A 19,515-nucleotide genomic window follows, 5' to 3' on the forward strand; every position below is an offset into this window, starting at 1 on the left:
ATGCCCTGAAAAATTTATTCGGCGTGGGTAAAATAAGCTCATAATCACATACGAAACGGAGCATGCTATGTTTTACGTTAACAAACGAACACTGTTATTAATTGCAGGTGTGGTATGGCTTATAGCCGGTTTTAATGTTGCGCGCCTTGGATTGCTGTCATATGCCCTTATCGAGGCTACATGGATAGCTTATGTACTTTCGGTTATAATTTTTTGCCTATTTGCCTTGATGTTTTTTGGCATGAGCACAAAGCATACCGCAAGAATCATGGCCTATACGTCTGCGCAACCTTTTTGGCGTTTCTTTGACCTTAAATCGTATGCTATTATGGCGGTTATGATGAGCGGAGGCATTGGACTGCGCGCATATCAGCTTTTGCCTAACTTCTTTATTGCGTTTTTCTACACGGGATTAGGGTGCGCACTTGCGCTGGCAGGTATAGTTTTTGTTAAGAACTATCTTTTGTACGATAAATCAAACGAAAAACAAAACGACACATCATCTGCTTCTTCTACCTGCTTATAAGCATACAGGTTGCAGGTGCCTACCTACAATGCTAGGCACCTGCGGAACAATCGGCGACTCGGTGCGCCCTAGGCGCACCTACCTACACTGCGTAGACACCCAACGCGCAACCATGAGGCGCGATAAACCTCTATTTTGTCTTAAAGCGAGAGTCTCCACCTTTAAGCGCTTGCATAACCTCGTGCACATAACGCTCGGTGTTTTTCTTAGCGTCCTCAAAGTCGTAATCCATAACATTATTAGGATCAAGACCAAATTCTGCAGCAAGAGGCGGTTGTTGTGCATCGTCGATAACCAAAAACGGATTAGAGCCCACTTCTTGCGCGCGCTCAACGCATTGCGGCGAAAGCGCGTACTCAATCCAAAGTTGCGCGGCATACGGGTGCTTACAGCCTTTGATAATAGCTGTGGCACCAATTTCATAACTTGTTCCCGATGAAGGAATTACAATGCGAATGTCTTTATAACCATTGGTTACAATTTGCTTAATAGCCAGCGAAACAAAGCCAATACCAATAGTGCACTCCCCGGTGCCAACATTTTGCGCAGGGCCAACGCCACTTTTACTATAAACCGCAATGTTTTTATCCAAATCAACAAGGTATTTTATACCCTCGTCATGACCATATTTTTGAATCATGGTGTTAATAAGCAGCTTAGCCGTACCAGCCGTGTTGTAATTAGAAGACCAAATTAAGCCCTTATACTCGGGCTTAAGTAAATCGGGCCAGTCTGATGGAGCCTCAAGCGATCGTCTATCAAGCTCTGCTTTATTGTAGAAAAAGCCCAAGCTACCTTTATAAATGCCATACCAATAATTGTGATCGTCTTTGTAATGCGGAGAAAGTAGGTGTGTTGCATTACGAGCTTCATAAGGCTCAAGCAATCCCTTTGATGCAGCAATATTATAGGGATCGGTAGTGCCTCCAAACCACACATCACCCGATGGGTTGCCGTTTTCTTCTTCGATTTTTGCCTGAACTTCGCCCGTAGAGAGACGCATAAATTTAGTGGTGATACCAAAAAGCTTTTGAAAATTGTTGCACGCCGCCGCCACAAAAGGTTCTTCTGCAGAGCCGTACACAATCAGCTCTTTTTCGGCTTGCGCTTTGGAAATTAAGTCCTGATCGGCAATACGAGATAAATCCATGTCTTGCGACTCTTTAGTGTTGTCCGCAGGTGAGCAACCAACTAACCCACCAAGTGCGCCAAGCGTGCCAAGTGTAGCCGCACTTGCAGCCGTTCCATATAAAAAGTTTCTTCTGGAAAGAAACGCCATATCCTCTCCTTATTTGTTTGTTGTCCCAAGCAAAATTATGGGTTTACATGACAAACTAGTTATATACCATAAAACAAAACGTTTTTGCCACGTGATTGGTGTTTTTACCATAAAATAACGTGGTTACAAGTGCGTCGGTTTATGACAAAGACATGCACATGGACTTGGCGCTCTAACCAGCCATCTTCCAAGCAAGAGATGCGCACTACAGACTACATACGGCGCGCAACCTCAAGAAGTGCCTCATCGCTATTTTGTGGATTCTCATCCAACCACGAAGGATTGTCTTTTAGCCATTGAGCACGATTAGGATCGGTTGCCTTGCACGCAGCCAAAACCGCGGCAAGCATCGTCTCAACATCGCAAGAGTTATAGTCAGCTCCTAAAGTCATTTGTTCACGCGCACATCCAGCGGCAAATTTTTTGTTTTTAAACTTCTTCTTAAGGCTTGAAAGCTCAAGGTCCTGACAAGATTTTGAAGGACGAAGACGAGCGCATGCATCAATAAGTCCCGAAGTTTCATCTGCGGCAAAAAGCACGCGCTCCATTTTAAGCTCTGGCTTAGGAAGGCTGTCGTTGAAGTCGGAATTGTGTGTTTGGATTGCACGGATGAGCTCAGCGGATGCTTCTTCTTTGACAAGCAAGCGCTCGGTACAAAGGGTGTGGTCTTCATCTCCATCACAAACTTCCCAGTCCATATCGTGCAGCAATCCAACTTGACCCCAAAAATCAATATTATCTTTATCATGAATTGCCGCAAAATAGCGCATTAAACGCTCAAGCGTAAGACCGTGAATAATATGAAATTCCTCTTGATTGTACTGTTGAAGCAGTGCAAATGCTTTTTCGCGCGTTAGGTTAGAACAAAGTGTAGTCGCCATGGTATAAGCTCCTTATCACAATTGATGTAATGCATGTTTAAAACTTTTTACGTTTGTATTACATCATAAGACTTGTCACATTTAGGTCACATGAGAATTTTTTGGTGAATTGTTGTAAGGTTATTGCACCAGTTAAACACGCTTTTTTACACTTTGCAACACTTGGCGCACTTGATGAATATTCACGTATTAAAATGATTGCGTTTCCGCTGGTAAAATAGGGTAAAAAGGAAGAAAAAAAGTGGTGGGGGCGGTGGGACTCGAACCCACATGACCGAAGTCGGAGGATTTTAAGTCCTCTGCGTCTGCCAATTCCACCACGCCCCCAAACACGCATTACGCGATGTGTTCGTACAAAGAGCACTAGAACTTTTAACACTTTAACACGGAATGCGCGATCCATAAAGCATAAATTAAAAATTTGTATAAGATGTGCGGAAATGCGCGCAAGCGACACGCAATTTTACAAACGAGCCAAACCAGGTTTCCAAGGCAGGGGCACATAGTCGTTGTGATACTCTGCAGTGGCACAAATACCAAGCCCAACCAGCAAATCGTGTTCGCTTACCGTAAGCTCTTTAAAGCCCGCGCATTTCATAAGTTCGCTCAAAATAAGCGCACCGCCAAAAATTACATCGGCACGTTTTTCTTGCAAGCCAGGAAGCGCTTTAAGCCCATCTAAATCAAGCTTGCTCATACGAGCAATAAGGCCTTCTATTTCGTCAAATGTAAGCGTATGCAAATGAACAAAAGCAGGATCATAAGGCTCAAGTTCGTGTAGCATTGCAACCAACGAAGTCACTGTTCCGCCACAAGCAATCATCTTTTGTGGCTCAAGCATTAAAATGCCTTCTTCGTCCACCGCACCTGCAAAGCTATTGCGCACATACGCGCGCGCCTGCTCTATTGTTTCTGGGGTAGGAATGCCCGTATATAAATTATACGAATCGCTTAAACGACGGCATCCTATACCAATAGACATAACACGCTCTACCACGGGGAGCATGTGATGCGTTGGCTTTGCGTCATTGGTTGGACGATATGAAAGCTCCTCTTCTTCGGCCAAACGACCAACGGTTAACTCGGTAGAACCGCCACCATTATCAACAGCTAAAATGCGCTGGTTAGGAAAATCTTGGCATATACCTAAAAACGTCAGACAACCTTCGGTTTTACCACCAATAACCTGCGCAATAAGACCCTTTGAGGATAGTCCATCTAACAGAGGGCTTACATTATGCGATTCACGAGCGGCGGCTGTTAAAACACAGCAAACGCCCACTACATCCATAGACTTAATGATGGCAACGTAGGTGTCAATGCAAGACAGCACGCGTTCGATAGCGTCTTTGCTCAGATTTCCTGTTTCGTTAAACCCTTTACCCAAATCACAAATGGTTGAAAGCTTTTTAACCACTTTCATAGGCTTGGAATCTATATCAAAAATTCCCAAACGAACTGTAACGGTACCTATATCTATGCATGCAATTTGTTTCATAACATAACCCACCTTTTATACGCAAACACTCTTTTAATAGTACAACAAACAGTAAATAACGTGGTTTGTAACAAAGACAAAATCGCCGAAAGGTGAGCCGAGGCGTGCAGATGCGTTGCCGATGGTGAGCCATGGGCTGCAAGTGTTGCCAATGGTGAGCCAAGACGTGCAGATGACGCGAATTTAGGCGCGAAACACAAGGCAGATGTGCAAATTCAGACACGAAACACAAGGCAGACGGCGCATACTGAACCAGAAAGCACGGAATAATTGCTGCGTATGAGCAATACAATAACTGCTTAACGGGTGTTTGAACACCATACGCAGCTCAAAGTGGTAACACTAAACGCGCTTATTCCAAATATCTTGCGGAGAAAAACCAAAGAGTGTATCGAGCATTTTGTCAAACCACGATCGCGAGTCAGGATATTCAACAGGTTTTGAAGGATCGTCAGCGTCTTTTTGCTCCAAGCCCTCTACATTAACGCCAACCTCACCTGGAGATACATATCCCCTTTTGCGCGCCTGTGTTTCAACACCTTCTTCGGTAAACAAAGAATCGCGCTCGGCTTCAAGCTCAGAGTTTTTTTCTTCGATATACGCTTTTTTCTGTTCAAGAACATCGCCTGTACGACGAGCAACATAAAAATCATGAACAGGTCCTAGAACGCCTAGTGCAATAGCTGCAATCACCAAGCAGACAACCCAAATTTTACGGGATAAAATGGTAGAAATGATTCCTACAAGCTGTCCTACCTGCGCAGATAAAGCATGCTGCGATGTTGCGCGACTTCTATTCTTATAGCTGCGACGCACAGCGCGCTTAGAAGATGCACCTGATGAGGGTGTTTGCGCCGAATTGGAAAGATTGCTTAAAAATGAAGGATTTTGCACGGAAGTAGGATTTTGCGACAGTGGCGCAGCTGAGCGCGGCGCTTGGCGCATGCGAGACGGGCGAGACGAGCGTGATGCGCGAGACGAATTCACTTCTTCGCGTGCATTGCGCAACGTGTCTACAGCGCGCGAACGACGTACTGTAGCGCGCGTACCATTTGATTTTTGAGATGAATCTGAACTATACATGCAAGAAATATCCCTATAGCCACCAACGTTATAATTTATTGTACCGATTTATTGGACACATCATTCCATATGCGTTGCTTATCTTCAAAATCTACGTCATCAAGCGATGAGCCTTGTGCTGCAAGCTGACGTTCGCATGCACGAAATGTTTCTCGATACGTACGCACCTCAAAATCAAGCGCTTCCTCGGCGTCAACATGCATTTCTTGTGCAAGCTCCACCAACGAAAACATAAGCTTACCAAACAGGCGCGCACGTTCGTTTTGATCGTCGTGGGCGATGTGATTGTTATCGGCTTTGTTTTGGACTTGCTTGTTTTGATCTGTATTGTTTTGGTCTGCAACAAAATCGCTCTTAGACGCACATAGATCAACCAATTCATGCATGTGCTTTTCGGTCTCGGCGCATGCCTGTTGGTGAGTACGCGCACCCAAACCAGCCTTATGTGCGCGCTTTACAACCTTTTGAGCCTGCATAAGCGCAGGAAACGAGCGTGGTATTGAATCAAGCAAGCCTTTATGCGTGCCTGCACTCGTATTATCGGCTGCGCGCTCGGCGTCTTTAACACTATCCCAAATATTTAGAACTTCATCGGCAGAACTGGGCATATGCGCCAAAGAATTGGTATCAAAAATATGAGGGTGACGACGAATAAGCTTCTCCGCCAAACCATGACAGACGTCCTCAAGCGTAAATTCCTGGTTGTCCAAGGCAATTTGCGCATGAAGAAGCACCTGCTCAAGCACATCGCCAAGCTCCTCACACAGATGCTCGCTGTCCGCTTGATGAATAGCATCAACCGCTTCGTAGGCTTCTTCAATCATATTTTTGGTAATGCTTTCGTGCGTCTGTGCTTTATCCCACGGGCACCCGTCGTCTTGACGCAAGCGCCACACCAAACGAACAAGGCGCGCAAAAGCAATTTGAGAAGCTGGCGCGTTCTTCATACACGTAATACGCTCATCAATAGCCGCTTCTTGCTCGTCTGTTACCACTACACTATGTTTATGAGTCATCACTATCACCAAATTCTTCGAGGGCTTGCAAGGTTTGTGCAACCAACTTGTCACCTTTAAGCGAACGCGCATCGCGCGCGATTGTTTCTTGCGGCAAATCGTGCGTTTGCGCAGCTTGAAGACGCCTAGACGCTTCTTGAACACGCTTCGTAGCACCCTCCAATTCACGCTCGCGTTTAACAGGGAATACAACCTTTTTAGTCTTAGGGTAAACTAAAACATTGTGCGCGCGCAACAAACGTGCACGTGCATAAGGCACTTCCAACCCCTGCAAAATGATCTTATCCGTTAATGCAGAAACAGTTTGAACACCTAAACGAGCGGCACGAATACGAATACGAGCACGCCCAAATAAATTTACACCAGCAGGTTCAAGCACACCATAGGTATCAAGCGTCTCCTTTTCAAGTGCGTCTACCTCGCTCAATTCTGTTGCCGCCGCCAAACGTCGATACAAGAGCACGCGTTTATCAATCTCGGGGACATAGTCTTCGCTGAAATAAAAATCGGCAGGAATGTTAATAACCACCTCGGCAAGGTCTGTGTGCTGAGTTTCGCCTTTTGCTTCGCGAACAGCATCGGAGAGCATTTGTGTGAACAAATCAAAACCAACGCCCGATAAATTACCGTGCTGCTCAGCGCCCATAAGTGAACCGGCGCCTCTGATCTCAAGGTCTTTCATAGCAATGCGCATACCCGAACCAAGCTCTTGATGCTCGTAAATTGCTTCAAGGCGCCTGCGAGCTTCTTCGGTAAGCGGCTCGGTAGGTGGAAACATAAAATACGCATACGCCTGCACGCGGCCACGACCAACACGGCCTTTAAGCTGGTAAAGTTGTGCCAAGCCCAAGCGCTGAGAATCTTCGATGATCAGCGTGTTGGTATGCGGATTATCAATACCGCTTTCTATAATGGTTGTTGCAACCAAAACGTCAATCTCGTGCTCTTCAAACAAAAGCATAACTTCTTCGATCTGAGACGGACTCATCTGACCGTGCGCCACTCCAACGCGTGCCTCGGGCGCACATGCGTGGACGCGCTCAAGCGCATCATCAATGGTTTTTACTCGGTTGCTTACGTAATATACCTGACCTTTACGCGCAAGCTCTAGGCGAATAGCATCGCTTATAAGGTCTGAATCCCACTCGCCAACGTGCACACGTACTGGCTTTCTTCCTGCTGGAGCGCTTAAAATCAAGCTCATATCACGCACGCCACTCATTGCCATCTGCATGGTGCGAGGAATGGGCGTTGCCGACAACGTAAGCACATCAACCTGTTCGCGAATATTTTTAAGCTGCTCTTTATGCTGAACACCAAAGCGCTGTTCCTCGTCAATAATGATAAGACCCAAGTTAGAAGGATTGACATCAGACGAAAGCAGGCGGTGCGTTCCAATTAAAACGTCTACATCACCTGTAGAAAAGCCTTCTAACGTGCGCTTTTGCTCGGCAGGTTTAATAAAACGCGAAAGAACGCGCACATTCACCTCAAATGGAGTAAAGCGCTCATAAAAGGTTTCAAAATGCTGTTGAGCCAAAATGGTAGTTGGACACAAAACCATAACCTGTTTATGATCCTGACAACACTTAAACGCTGCACGCAGAGCAACCTCGGTTTTCCCAAAACCAACATCGCCACACAAAAGACGATCCATAGGTGTAGCGGATTGCATATCGGCTTTAATATCGTCGAGCGCGCGAGCTTGATCGCGCGTAAGCGTATAGGGAAAACTTGTTTCCATGTCTTCTTGCGCTGGGTTGTCAAAAGAAAAGCTAAATCCCTTAATTGTTGAACGGCGCGTATACAAATCAACCAAATCGAACGCCATTTTTTGTGCCGATTTTCGCGCGCGTGTACATGCACGCGACCAGTCAGCAGAATTAAGACGCGTTAAACGAGGCGTTGAGCCATCAGGGCCTATATAGCGCGTAATCTTATCAACTTGTTCAAAAGGAACGTAGAGCTTATCATCTTGCGCGTATGTCAAAAGAAAATAATCGCGCTTTTTACCAGCTACTTCTTGTTGAACAATTTTTTGAAACAGCGCAATTCCATGCGTTGCATGCACCACATAGTCTCCCGGCTTAAAAGGAAACGTTAGTTTGGTGGGGTCAATTTTTTGAAAACGATGCTTTTTATTGTTGAGATGAGCATTTAAGTCGCTTACCGAAAAAATAGCAAGATGTGCAGACGGAATTACAATACCAGCATTAATGGGATCGGCAAAAAACACTACCTTGTTGCGCGGAAGTGGGAGATTTTGCGCTTCTACGTCTTGGTTGTGTTCAGATGCGTGCTCAGACGCATCTTCAAACGAAATGTTTTCATCTGTAAAACTAAGTTGCAACGCACGGCGCGCGCCGCGATCGGGCACCGAAAAAACAACTGCTGTGTTATTTGCCAAAAGCTCACGTATACGCCCAATCATCTTACTTGCAGATCCTGCAATGTCGCATTGCTCGGTCACAACGTGATTTGACGCACGCATTCCCTGCCTTGCAAGAGAAGAGAGAGAAAGTCGCTGTTGTTTACCAAAATCAAGTTCAACTGGCGAGGTATACAGTCCATCCAAACTCGCGCGCTTTTCTGTTGATGCATGCACAAGCTCATCATATGCACGTTGGCAATCATCAAACAATGCACGAGGTTCTGCCAAAACAACAAGAGCAGATGGATGCATATAATCTATAACACTTGCAGTTGAAGGATATAAATACGGAAGATAGGCATCTAATTCGTTGGTATAAACGGATTCTTCTATCTGATCTAAAACACGCGCCGTATCTGAATCCTCTTGAGCTTTGTCATAAAGCTTGTTTTTTGCACACTGTATAGTTTCAGGCGATAATTCAAGCTCACGCGCGGCATATAGCACAGCTTGCTGCTGAGAAGAGATCGTTTGACCTGTAGACGGCACAACTTTTCTAATTTCGTCTACTTCATCACCAAAAAAGGAAATGCGAACAGGAGCTTGTTCACACGGCGAAAACACATCAACACTATCGCCGTGAACACAAAAATAACCTGGCTGTCTAACTTCTTTAACAACTGTTGTAGAAACGTATCCCCATAGCACCAATTGGCGTGCAAGTGCGTATATGTCCAGCTCGTCGCCTATGCAAATCTTTTGTTGCTGAGCAAAAGACGACGTTGTGGGCGGAAGCCGCCTCAGAAGAGCTCGTGCACTTGCCACAACCACACACCGCTGTGGCTGCGCAAGATGAACCAACGCCTCGGCGCGCTTGCCACATACCTCTGCACCAGCGCCTTTGTCGCTCCAAGGTAAATCAGCTCGGTTGGGATAGCGAAACACCACGTCGGGTCCAAGCCAGCCAGCAAGGATGCGTGCAGCTCTATCCGCTGCGTCCTCGCCTGATACCACCAGCAATAGAGGGCGTGCTTGGGCGCACGTACGAGCGGCAACCATAAATGGACGAGCACTTTGAGAGATGTTCAGCGTACAATCTTTTCCCTGGTCAAGCTCGTTCCATATCCTGTGTATTTCGCGAGACGTAAGGAGTTGCTGAACAACTCTATGTAAAAACATGCTATATCCGTCCAGTCTGATCAACCAATGTGCGTACGTATTCTGCCGATTTTGCCAAATCTTCTGTATGCGCCTGCCACGACCAATTATCGTTACTTGTACCCGGTACATTCATACGCGCAGAATCGTCTAAGTGTAAAATATCTTGCAGCGTTGCAATTGACACAAGCGCGTCAGAAGAAAACGCCTCACTCAACAGATATTCTGCCTGCTTTTCTGCCGTGTAGTTGTCCATATGGTAATAATCTTTACACCAGCCAATAAGCGTTTGCGTATCATGTGTGGAAGTATATGCTACCTTCTTACAAGACGGATGATAGCCAAAGCGTACATCTTCGTGAGAAAATTGCATAACATCCATACCACAAATGTGCGTATCCACTAAAAGCGCACGAACAGCAGGCGTTACAATACCCAAATCTTCGGCAATTAAAGGAAGCGGACCCAACTTTTTATACAGCGCACGCATAACACGAATACCTGGGCCTTCACGCCACGAACCGTGCGCAATAGCCTGAATAGCGGCCTCTTCGCTTTCTGTTTGCTCGCTACCACGTACAGCCTGTTTAGTAACAGGAATTGCAAAATAAGAAGAAAATCCTAAGAAATGGTCAAGACGCACATAGTCAAAAAGATCAAACTCACGCGCAAGACGACGCGTCCACCACGAAAAACCGTCTTGTTCCATCAAGTCCCAATTATAGGTAGGATTTCCCCAAAGCTGACCTGTTGCACTAAATTCATCAGGCGGAACGCCTGCAGCTAACGTGGGATAACCGTCTACATCAAGATTAAACATCTGAGGATTTGTCCAAACGTCGGCTGAGTCTGCCGAAACATACATAGGAATATCGCCAATAAGTGACACGCCGTTTTCATGCGCATATGCCTTAAGCGCGCGCCACTGGCGGTCAAATACAAACTGCTTTTTTACGCACGCTTCAATGTCGTCAAGCAAATCGCGCTCACGCGTAAACGCTGGATCCCAACGATTATACGGTTCTGGCCACTTCTGCCAGCAAATTCCCTTATAACGCTTCTTGAGCGCTCTAAAACAAGCATACGGCACTAACCAGTGGTCGTTGTCTTGAACAAAGCGATGAAACTCAACGCTGTCAGGCGTATTGTCCTCATCCTCGTCATCTTTAGTGTTGCACTGCTCTTGTTGCTCAACGAGTGCCATGTTTCCAGCAAAAGCCGAATACCCCGCATACGGCGACTTATCTTCGTCTACAGGGTGCACGGGAAGCATTTGCCAATAACGCATGTGCGCTTGTGAGAGATAGTTAACAAAGTTATACGAAGGCTGACCAAGCGTTCCTCCAGGTAACGACGTTATGTGACACAAAACACCCGCACCTGGCTTAAACGGAAGCGACAAAGGTGTTTTAATAGACGCACATAAAATCATTGAACCCAAATTTTGAAGCGTGAGGGTAAGTGTTCCGTTATACGCTTGATACTCATTGCCTGTTAACAGATCCACCAGACGTAGCGCGTGCATATCTTTACCAAGATTTTGAGTAAGCGGCACAAAGTTCTCAACAGGAATATCTATGGTTTGACTCATCTCGGTATGTGTGTTTACCAGCACACATACACTTGTAGTTTTATCGCGGCGCCACATACCAAATACGTCATAACCAAATGAACGCACATGCAAATCACCTGTTACAAACACGTCAAGCGTTTTACGCAGCTGAATGGCATTACGATAAATGATCTGACAATTTTTGTCGGGATTATCCCACGGAAACGTTGAGCGACAGAATGGATCGCTGTAGCCTTCAAGTCCTGCCTCGTCACCGTAATATACGCACGGAACACCAGGTAGGCACATCTGTATAAGCGTTGTGAGCCACAAACGACTTACTGCCAAAGCTCTACAGCCAGGATTAAGTCTAAACCAATATTGATCGCCTTCAGAAATTGCGCTTTTATCGGGAGCATCTCCTAGCATCGTAAGAATACGAGCACGATCGTGCGTACTCATCATGTTAAATTCGGCATAAAAGGCATCACGTGGATAATTGGCTTGCAAACTTTCAATGGATGATGCAAAAGAATCAGCAGAGCTACGACGCGTAATAAACGAGATAAGCGCATCGCGAAGCGGATAGTTCATCGTGGCGTCTAATTCTGCACCCTGAAAATACTTTCGCAAATTGCCGTATGCGCGCTTGTGAGACGCGTCTTCCCAAACTTCTCCAATAACCACCGAATCGGGCTTTTCTGCTAAAGCGGCACTTTTTATGTCTTCAACAAAATCATCAGTAAGTTCGTCTACAACATCGAGACGCCATGCACGAGCACCTCGACGCAACCAGGTGCGAATAACTCCGTTTTCGCCACAAATAAGCTCACGAAATTCAGGGCAATGCTTTCTAATAGCTGGCAAGTCTTTAACACCCCACCAGCAATCATATGCACCCGAATCATTAAACGTAAACCATGAGTGCGTTGTTGCTTTTTTGTTAGACGCTGGCAATTCGGCATAATTTCCGCACGCATTAAAGTAATGAGAATCTGCTCCCACATGATTAAACACACCGTCAAGCATAATTGAGATGCCCATATCAGAAGCCCGTTTGCAAAGCTCTTCAAAGTCTTCATCGGTACCCAGCATGGGGTCAACATGAAAATAATCAGCTGTATCATAGCGATGGTTAGACTGTGCTTCTACAATAGGATTAAGGTAAATAATGGTAATTCCCAAATTTTTAAGGTAGTCAAGCTTAGAAATAATACCTTGTAAACTGCCTCCGTAAAAATCCCACGCCAAAATATTACCGTCGGCATCACGCTCGTAATAGGGATAGGTGTTCCAATCGTCTACCAGCCTACGCACAACCCCTTTGCGCGGAATACTTAAAACGCACTCACAACGGGCTCGCCAATTATCGTCACGTGCAAAACGATCGGGGAAAATCTGATAGGCAACACCTTGGGTATACCAGGTAGGATCAACGTTTCTTTGCTTTTTATATACCGTTACCTGAAATGAAGGAGGCTCACCGTAGGCAAAAGCACCAACGCCCACTTTATCCTCTTGAGCTGCACCGTAGCGCCATACATCGCCTTTAGAAGAGGTAATTTGAAAGCTGTACCACAGCACCTGCGGCTTATCAAATGTAAGTGTTACACCATAGCGGCATCCACCGTTAAGCTCTCCGCAGAGTGCAATATTACGACGTTCGGAACAGCCAACTTTTCTCATGGGAACGAGCTTTTCTTTTTCTTCGTCCGTCCACGTGCGCAACACAACACGACGAGGAACATCGTCCCAAATATCAATAGTTAACCGCAACTGTTCACCAACCGCTACGGCTCCAGCAATTGAACGATATCTTGTATCAAGACTATTATGTTGCGCTCTCACGATATTACCTCTTTACGTAAATGTTTGTATATTCAGGACAAAGCTGCAGGTAAACGCGCAGGTATTCATGTGCTGCTCTACTCCAGCTAAAGTTGGCACGCATCGCACGTTTTTGTAGCTCAATCCACGCTTTTTTATCGGTCCAATAAAGCTCGCAAGCATCCATAAGTATGCGCGTCATTTCGTCTGCATTGATATTGCAGAACCTAAAACCAGTGCCTTCTTGCGTATATTTGTTGTAAGGAATAACGCTATCGCGCAAGCCTCCTGTTTCGCGAACAACAGGAATTGTTCCGTATCGCATTGAAATTAACTGAGATAACCCACACGGTTCAAACACAGACGGCATTAAGAACATATCTGCACCAGCATAGATTCTATGAGAAAGCGCGTTATCAAAGGTAATGCAAGCGCTTACTTGGCGAGGATAGGTGGCCGCAAAATATCTAAACGAGTCTTCGTATTCTTTTTCGCCTGTTCCCAGAACAACCACTTGAACGCCTCGTTGCATGAGGTAATTCATGGCATAGGTTACCAGTCCAATACCCTTTTGTGCGGTTAGACGGCCAACAAGCGCAATCAAAGGACGGGTTGAATCTACATCAAGTCCAAGTTCTTGCTGAAGATGAGCTTTGTTGCGCGCCTTACCACTTAAATCCTGAATTGAGTACCTGCTGTGAATGAGCTTGTCATTTTTGGGATTCCATAATTCAACATCAATACCGTTAAGAATGCCTCGAACAATACACGAGCGTCTTCTAAGAAGCCCATCCAAACCCTCACCATAAAAAGGCATTTGTATTTCGCCTGCATAACTAGGGCTTACCGTGGTAATACGGTCGGCGTAGCATAGGCCTGCTTGCATAAAGTTAATAGAGTCGCGATCAATATAGAGCTGACGAACGGCATTGGGTTTACCTGCCAAGCCCAACACATCACCTATCATTTGGTCGCCAAACTGACCTTGGAATTTAAGATTGTGAATGGTAAAGGTTACCCGGACATTGCGACAAGATGGTATTTCGTGATAAAACTCGTGTAAAAACACTGGCACAAGAGCGGTTTGCCAATCGTTACAATGAATGATGTCACAACGAAGCTCGCCGATATAATTTATGGCCTCGCAAATAGCTTTTGAGAAAAACGCAAATCGCTCGCCATCGTCAAAAAATCCGTAAATGCCATCACGCTTAAAGTAATGCTCATTATCAATGAAATAATATTCAACGCCTTTATAGCGAAGCTTTTCCAAACCGCAATATTCATAACGCCAAGATAGTGGCACATAAAACTCGGCAATATGTTCCATCTTTGAAACATACTCCCAAGGAATTGCGCTGTATTTGGGCAAAATAACACTTACACGCGCCCCCAAGCGCTTAAGCGCGCGCGGCAAAGCGCCTGCAACATCGGCAAGCCCACCCGTTTTTACAAAAGGAACGCATTCGGGGGTTGCGCATAATACATGCAGCTTTTTTGTTTGCTTAGTTGATGTGCGTTCAACCATACTCATATCAGTCCATTACCTTTGTTGTTGACGTTACATTTTGCGATAACCGCTGCTGCAAGCAGCAACTTCGCTCGTTTTTAGGTTAGTTACCTTTTTCTTTGATCAAAATAGCGTCGGGCGTACCGCGAAGCTCGGTTGAAGCTGGAACCGTAATGTTTCTGTCCACAATAGCATGTTCAACGCGTGCTCCCTGCTCAATAACGCAAGACTGCATGATAATAGAATCGTTTACAACCGCGCCATGCTGAACAATAACATCGCGGCCTAAAATTGAATTAGTAACGGTTCCATAAATGCGGCAACTTCCCGATATGCGTGAATTGGTTACACGCGAACCCTGTTCAAACTTAGCAGGCGCATTATCGTGTGCTTTGGTACGAACAGGACGATCAACGGGGAACAACTCTTGCGTAATAGCAGGATTCAGCAAGTCCATATTTGATTGAAAGTACGTTTTTTTGTTAAAAATACCTTTCACATACCCACAGAACTCAAAGGTTTGAACGTTAACACGATTAAAATCGTGCTCCATAGCTTCAAAAAGATCAAGGTAATCGCTTTGAGCATACCATTCCAACAACTCAAGAAGCAGCGTTCTTTTAATCACAAAGCAATCAAGAAATGCGGCATCGCCAAACACAATACCATGGGTGATTCCACGCACGCGACCATCTTCAACATTTAGCCCCACAATATCGGAATCGTTTTGAGAAGCGCGCTTAACAACCACAGTAATATCAGCACCCGACTTTATATGAGCGTTAAGAATGTCGTTATAATCAATGGTCATAACAAAGTTTGCCGAAGACACAATAACGTACTCATGAGCGTCGCGCTGCAAAAATTCTTTATTGTTTTCAATATCGCGCAGCAAAAAACGAGAACCAGTACGAGAAGTTCCAAACGCCGAACCAGGAAGAATAAACAATCCGCCTTTTTTTCTGTCCAAATCCCAATCGCGACCCGACCCAATATGGTCGATAATGGAGCGGTAGTTATACGGCATAATCATGCCAATGGTGCGTGCTCCGCTGTTTACCATATTAGAAAGCGCAAAATCCAAAATACGGTATCTTCCCAAAAACGGCATGGACGCCACCGGACGCGTTTCGGTTAAAACACTGGGGTGTTTTGTAGAATAGTTGGCGGTTATAATACCAATAAACTTTTTCATCGTATACCTTCACCCTTTCCAACTACAACGTCGTTTCCAATAACCGCTGTGTCGCGTGTTTGGTCAACGCTTCCTAGTACAACGTCTTCCTCAACCACGGCATGTTCTCCCAAAATTGCACGAACTACGTGCGCGCCTGCTTTAACAACGGCGCCAGGTAATAGTACAGAATCTTCAACAATGGCACGTTCGCCTACAAAGCTATCCGTAGAGATAATTGAGTGACGAACGCTTCCATAAATATTGCAACCGTTGCCAACCAAGCAATCATCAATTGAGCCTTGTGGTCCAATATACGCAGGTGGGCGCGTAGAAGCGTTGCTCATCATGGGGTTGTTTGTGTTAAATAAATCAAATGCAGGGTGCTCACCAAGCAAATCCATGCTTGTTTCGTGATACGAAGAAATGGTACCAACGTCACGCCAAAAACCTCGATATTCATAGGTGTAGAGTTTTTTCCCATCTTCAAGAAGTTTTGGAATGATATCTCCACCAAAATCGTGCTCGGACGTTTGATTGATAGCGTCTTCGCGCAAAGACGTTACCAGCAAGTCTTTGTTAAAAATGTAAATTCCCATAGACGCTAGATTAGAATCGGGCTTCTTGGGTTTTTCGGTAAACTTGGTTATGCGCTCGTTTTCGTCTTGCGTAATAATTCCAAAACGAGAAGCCTCTTCCCACGCAACTGGCATAACAGCAATCGTAAGATCGGCACCGTGACGTTTGTGTGCTTCAAGCATTTTTTGATAGTCCATGCTATAAAGTTGATCGCCCGAAAGAATAAGCACGTACTCAGGGTTATTTTGTTCGATAAAGCCAAGGTTTTGTGTTACAGCATCAGCAGTACCGGCATACCATGCACCACCCGTTTGCGTTGCAAACGGAGGCAGAATGGATACACCTCCATCGCTGTCGTTAAGATTCCACGCAGCGCCCGAACCAAGATAGGAATGAAGTACATAAGGTTGGTACTGTGTGAGAACACCAACCGTTTCTATTCCAGAATTCGCGCAGTTTGACAGCGCAAAATCGATAATGCGATACTTACCGCCAAACGATACGGCCGGTTTAGCTATCTCTTTGGTAAGAGCACCAAGCCGACTGCCTTGACCGCCGGCAAGAAGCATTGCAATGCACTCCTTCTTGCTCATAATAACTCCTTCCAAACCCACAAAAAGACAACTTAAAGTTCTGCTTTAGCAGCTTATATGCCATATATCATTCGCGTACTCACGAATTGTCCTATCGGATGTAAAGTAACCCGAACAAGCACTGTTATGAACAGCACCATGATTCCAAACGTGACGATTAGTATAACTACGAGTAAGCTCTTCCCATGCCTGTACATACGCATAGAAATCAGCCAACACGAGGTCATGATCGTTATTGGTTAACAGTTCATCGCGAATGCTTTCAAAACCACCCGATAAACGATTAAGAGTTCCATCAGTAAGCTGGTCAATAATTCTTCCTAAACGAATGCGATCGTTGTTATACATATCCCATGCCCAATATGCACCAGGCTGACGCAGATTAAGAACATCTTGTTCACGAAGTCCAAAAATTTTGATATTTGAATCGCCCACGCGCTTTGCAATTTCGATATTTGCACCATCATAAGTGCCCAGCGTCCATGCGCCGTTCATCATAAGTTTCATGTTAGACGTACCCGACGCCTCAGAACCTGCCCAAGAAATTTGTTCGGAGATTTCGGCAGCAGGGTAAATAAGCTGCGCATTTGAAACCGAAAAATTAGGCACAAAAGCAACTTTTATAATCTGATTTACGCGCTCGTCATTGTTAATAACATCGGCAACCGAATTGATAAGACGAATAACTTCTTTTGCAAATACATAACTTTGTGCGGCTTTACCCGAAAAAATAAATGCCGTGGGGTGCATAGTAAATCCCTTGCCGTCAAGCAGGCGATTATATACATCCATAATTTTAAGAACATTCAAAAGCTGGCGTTTGTAGGCGTGAAAACGCTTAACTTGCACATCAAAAATCATATGCGGATCAAGCGAAACACCTGTTTGTTCGTTGATGTAGCGCGCTAAACGCTGTTTATCGTTAAGCTTTGCCGCTTCAAAGTCTTCAAGGAAACTAGGATCGTTTTCATAGGCGCTTAATTTTGCCAGCTCGGATGCATCGCTTAGCCAGCCATCGCCAATTGTTTTGGTGATAAGCGCACTATAAGCAGGATTTGCATTACCTAAGAAACGACGATGAGAAATGCCGTTGGTCTTATTATTAAACCTGTCTGGATAAAGCTCATAAAAACCATGGAGCGTTGTGTCTTTAAGAATTTGAGTGTGAAGCTCGCTTACGCCGTTAACAGAATGTGAAAAAATAACCGAAACATTTGCCATGCGAACGCAACCGTCCCACAGCATAGCTGTTTGAGACAGTAAATCGTGCCAATTTTGCTTATCGCGCGGAAATGTATCATGAAATCTTCGGTCAATTTCTTCGATAAACATATACGTACGAGGCAAAAGACTGCGGAAAAGCGAAATTGGCCAACATTCAAGAGCCTCGGGCATAACCGTATGATTTGTGTACGAAAGCGTATTGCGCACAATTTCAAATGCTCGATCGAACTCAACGTTCTTTTCGTCGACCAAAATACGCATAAGCTCAGGACCACAAAGAGCTGGATGTGTGTCGTTAGTATGAATGGCAACAAAATCGCTCAGCTTATCCCAATCACACCCGTGCTTTTTCTCAAAACCTCTAAGAATTGAATGAAGGCCTGCACAAACAAAGAGATACTCCTGTTTAAGACGCAAAAGTCTGCCGTGTTCACCCGAATCATTGGGATATAAAATCTGCGAAATAGCCTCAACATCCGAACGAAAACGCATTGCCTCCGCGTAATTACCATTGTTAAATGCAGCAAGATTAAAGTTTTCCTCTGCAGGTTCAGCGCTCCATAGGCGTAAATTGTTTACTGTTTTGCCACCAAAACCAACTAACGGTACATCATATGGCACGGCGCGAACCAAATCGCCGCCTTCTTGCGTAAACCAAAAACGACCGTTTTCTTCGTGGCGAACAACCTGTCCGCCAAACTGAACAATAACCGACTCGGCAATACAGCGTGTTTCCCAAGGAAAACCGTGTTCAAGCCAGTTATCCATCAGCTCTACTTGACGGCCGTCTTTAATAGCTTGACGGAACAGTCCATAGTGATAACGCATACCACAGCCGTTTCCTGCAATGCCAAGTGCTGCGCACGAGTCCATAAAACATGCAGCTAAACGACCTAAGCCACCATTTCCCAAACCAGGATCAACTTCAAGCTTAATAAGATCGTCTAAATCAACGCCAAGTTCTTTGCATCCATCTTCAACAAGATCACGAATACCAAAATTCAGCAGATAATTGTCCAAAAGTGGGCCAGTCAAAAACTCAAGAGAAAAGTAAAATACTTCTTTCTGTTGAGGGTCTTGATCTGCCTGCAACGACTTTGCTTTTTTTGCGATCAGCGCCGACAAAACATAAAGCCGTTGGGTATCTGTAAGATCCTCAAATGAACGAGCATAAAACGATTCACACCCCTGTCTATACTGCTGAATAAAGTCTTGTGTATTGTTGAATAAAGATGCCATGTAGT

General features: G+C 45.1%; 12 protein-coding genes and 1 tRNA gene. 1 reads left to right on the forward strand and 12 read right to left on the reverse strand.

What is annotated here, in order from left to right:
* Positions 1-67: 67 nt before the first annotated feature.
* Entirely contained in the window at positions 68-526 is a 459-nt protein-coding gene (locus AC1DBT_RS01095) for a hypothetical protein (RefSeq protein ID WP_480018263.1), read from the forward strand.
* Between the two features lie 130 nt (positions 527-656).
* Here the strand turns inward: AC1DBT_RS01095 and AC1DBT_RS01100 are convergent, their stop codons facing one another.
* The 12 genes from AC1DBT_RS01100 to AC1DBT_RS01155 all read right to left on the reverse strand — a co-directional run bounded on the left by AC1DBT_RS01100 (position 657) and on the right by AC1DBT_RS01155 (position 19,510).
* Entirely contained in the window at positions 657-1,805 is a 1,149-nt protein-coding gene (locus AC1DBT_RS01100) for an ABC transporter substrate-binding protein (protein WP_480018264.1), read from the reverse strand.
* A gap of 212 nt (positions 1,806-2,017) precedes the next feature.
* Complete coding sequence (locus tag AC1DBT_RS01105; protein WP_480018265.1) at positions 2,018-2,686, reverse strand: HD family phosphohydrolase; 669 nt, start codon at positions 2,684-2,686, stop codon at positions 2,018-2,020.
* 242 nt (positions 2,687-2,928) lie between these two features.
* A tRNA-Leu gene (locus tag AC1DBT_RS01110) sits at positions 2,929-3,013 on the reverse strand.
* A 136-nt stretch (positions 3,014-3,149) separates the two neighbouring features.
* Positions 3,150-4,184, reverse strand: a complete 1,035-nt coding sequence (locus tag AC1DBT_RS01115) for a Ppx/GppA phosphatase family protein (RefSeq protein WP_480018266.1) — start codon at positions 4,182-4,184, stop codon at positions 3,150-3,152.
* 342 nt (positions 4,185-4,526) lie between these two features.
* Positions 4,527-5,267, reverse strand: coding sequence for an FtsB family cell division protein (locus AC1DBT_RS01120; protein WP_480018267.1), 741 nt, complete (start codon positions 5,265-5,267; stop codon positions 4,527-4,529).
* A 35-nt stretch (positions 5,268-5,302) separates the two neighbouring features.
* Positions 5,303-6,283: a nucleoside triphosphate pyrophosphohydrolase gene (gene mazG / locus AC1DBT_RS01125; RefSeq protein WP_480018268.1), complete on the reverse strand. Its 981-nt coding sequence runs from the start codon at positions 6,281-6,283 to the stop codon at positions 5,303-5,305.
* Positions 6,273-9,833 (reverse strand): transcription-repair coupling factor, encoded by a 3,561-nt coding sequence (gene mfd / locus AC1DBT_RS01130; protein ID WP_480018269.1) that lies wholly within the window; start codon positions 9,831-9,833, stop codon positions 6,273-6,275. Before mfd ends, mazG begins: the two co-directional genes overlap by 11 nt.
* Position 9,834: 1 nt before the next feature.
* Positions 9,835-13,212 (reverse strand): 4-alpha-glucanotransferase, encoded by a 3,378-nt coding sequence (locus AC1DBT_RS01135; protein ID WP_480018270.1) that lies wholly within the window; start codon positions 13,210-13,212, stop codon positions 9,835-9,837.
* 4 nt (positions 13,213-13,216) lie between these two features.
* The gene (glgA, locus tag AC1DBT_RS01140) at positions 13,217-14,725 is read right to left on the reverse strand and encodes a glycogen synthase GlgA (RefSeq protein WP_480018271.1); all 1,509 of its coding nucleotides are present in this window, start codon (positions 14,723-14,725) and stop codon (positions 13,217-13,219) included.
* A gap of 79 nt (positions 14,726-14,804) precedes the next feature.
* Positions 14,805-15,896, reverse strand: a complete 1,092-nt coding sequence (gene glgD, locus AC1DBT_RS01145) for a glucose-1-phosphate adenylyltransferase subunit GlgD (RefSeq protein ID WP_480018272.1) — start codon at positions 15,894-15,896, stop codon at positions 14,805-14,807.
* Positions 15,893-17,047: a glucose-1-phosphate adenylyltransferase gene (locus tag AC1DBT_RS01150; protein WP_480018273.1), complete on the reverse strand. Its 1,155-nt coding sequence runs from the start codon at positions 17,045-17,047 to the stop codon at positions 15,893-15,895. Before AC1DBT_RS01150 ends, glgD begins: the two co-directional genes overlap by 4 nt.
* Before the next feature lie 45 nt (positions 17,048-17,092).
* A complete protein-coding gene (locus AC1DBT_RS01155) occupies positions 17,093-19,510 on the reverse strand; it encodes a glycogen/starch/alpha-glucan phosphorylase (RefSeq protein WP_480018274.1) in 2,418 nt (805 codons plus the stop codon).
* Positions 19,511-19,515: the final 5 nt, after the last annotated feature.

The sequence above is a fragment of the Fannyhessea sp. C0108B2 genome (genome assembly GCF_056583915.1).

What these genes read in the sequence shown, in the direction of transcription:
- mazG (WP_480018268.1), bottom strand. Translation starts at nt 6,283, where the DNA reads ATGACTCATAAACATAGTGTAGTGGTAACAGACGAGCAAGAAGCGGCT.
- AC1DBT_RS01100 (WP_480018264.1), bottom strand. Translation starts at nt 1,805, where the DNA reads ATGGCGTTTCTTTCCAGAAGAAACTTTTTATATGGAACGGCTGCAAGT.
- AC1DBT_RS01115 (WP_480018266.1), bottom strand. Translation starts at nt 4,184, where the DNA reads ATGAAACAAATTGCATGCATAGATATAGGTACCGTTACAGTTCGTTTG.
- AC1DBT_RS01095 (WP_480018263.1), top strand. Translation starts at nt 68, where the DNA reads ATGTTTTACGTTAACAAACGAACACTGTTATTAATTGCAGGTGTGGTA.
- AC1DBT_RS01120 (WP_480018267.1), bottom strand. Translation starts at nt 5,267, where the DNA reads ATGTATAGTTCAGATTCATCTCAAAAATCAAATGGTACGCGCGCTACA.
- glgA (WP_480018271.1), bottom strand. Translation starts at nt 14,725, where the DNA reads ATGAGTATGGTTGAACGCACATCAACTAAGCAAACAAAAAAGCTGCAT.
- AC1DBT_RS01150 (WP_480018273.1), bottom strand. Translation starts at nt 17,047, where the DNA reads ATGAGCAAGAAGGAGTGCATTGCAATGCTTCTTGCCGGCGGTCAAGGC.
- glgD (WP_480018272.1), bottom strand. Translation starts at nt 15,896, where the DNA reads ATGAAAAAGTTTATTGGTATTATAACCGCCAACTATTCTACAAAACAC.
- AC1DBT_RS01155 (WP_480018274.1), bottom strand. Translation starts at nt 19,510, where the DNA reads ATGGCATCTTTATTCAACAATACACAAGACTTTATTCAGCAGTATAGA.
- mfd (WP_480018269.1), bottom strand. Translation starts at nt 9,833, where the DNA reads ATGTTTTTACATAGAGTTGTTCAGCAACTCCTTACGTCTCGCGAAATA.
- AC1DBT_RS01105 (WP_480018265.1), bottom strand. Translation starts at nt 2,686, where the DNA reads ATGGCGACTACACTTTGTTCTAACCTAACGCGCGAAAAAGCATTTGCA.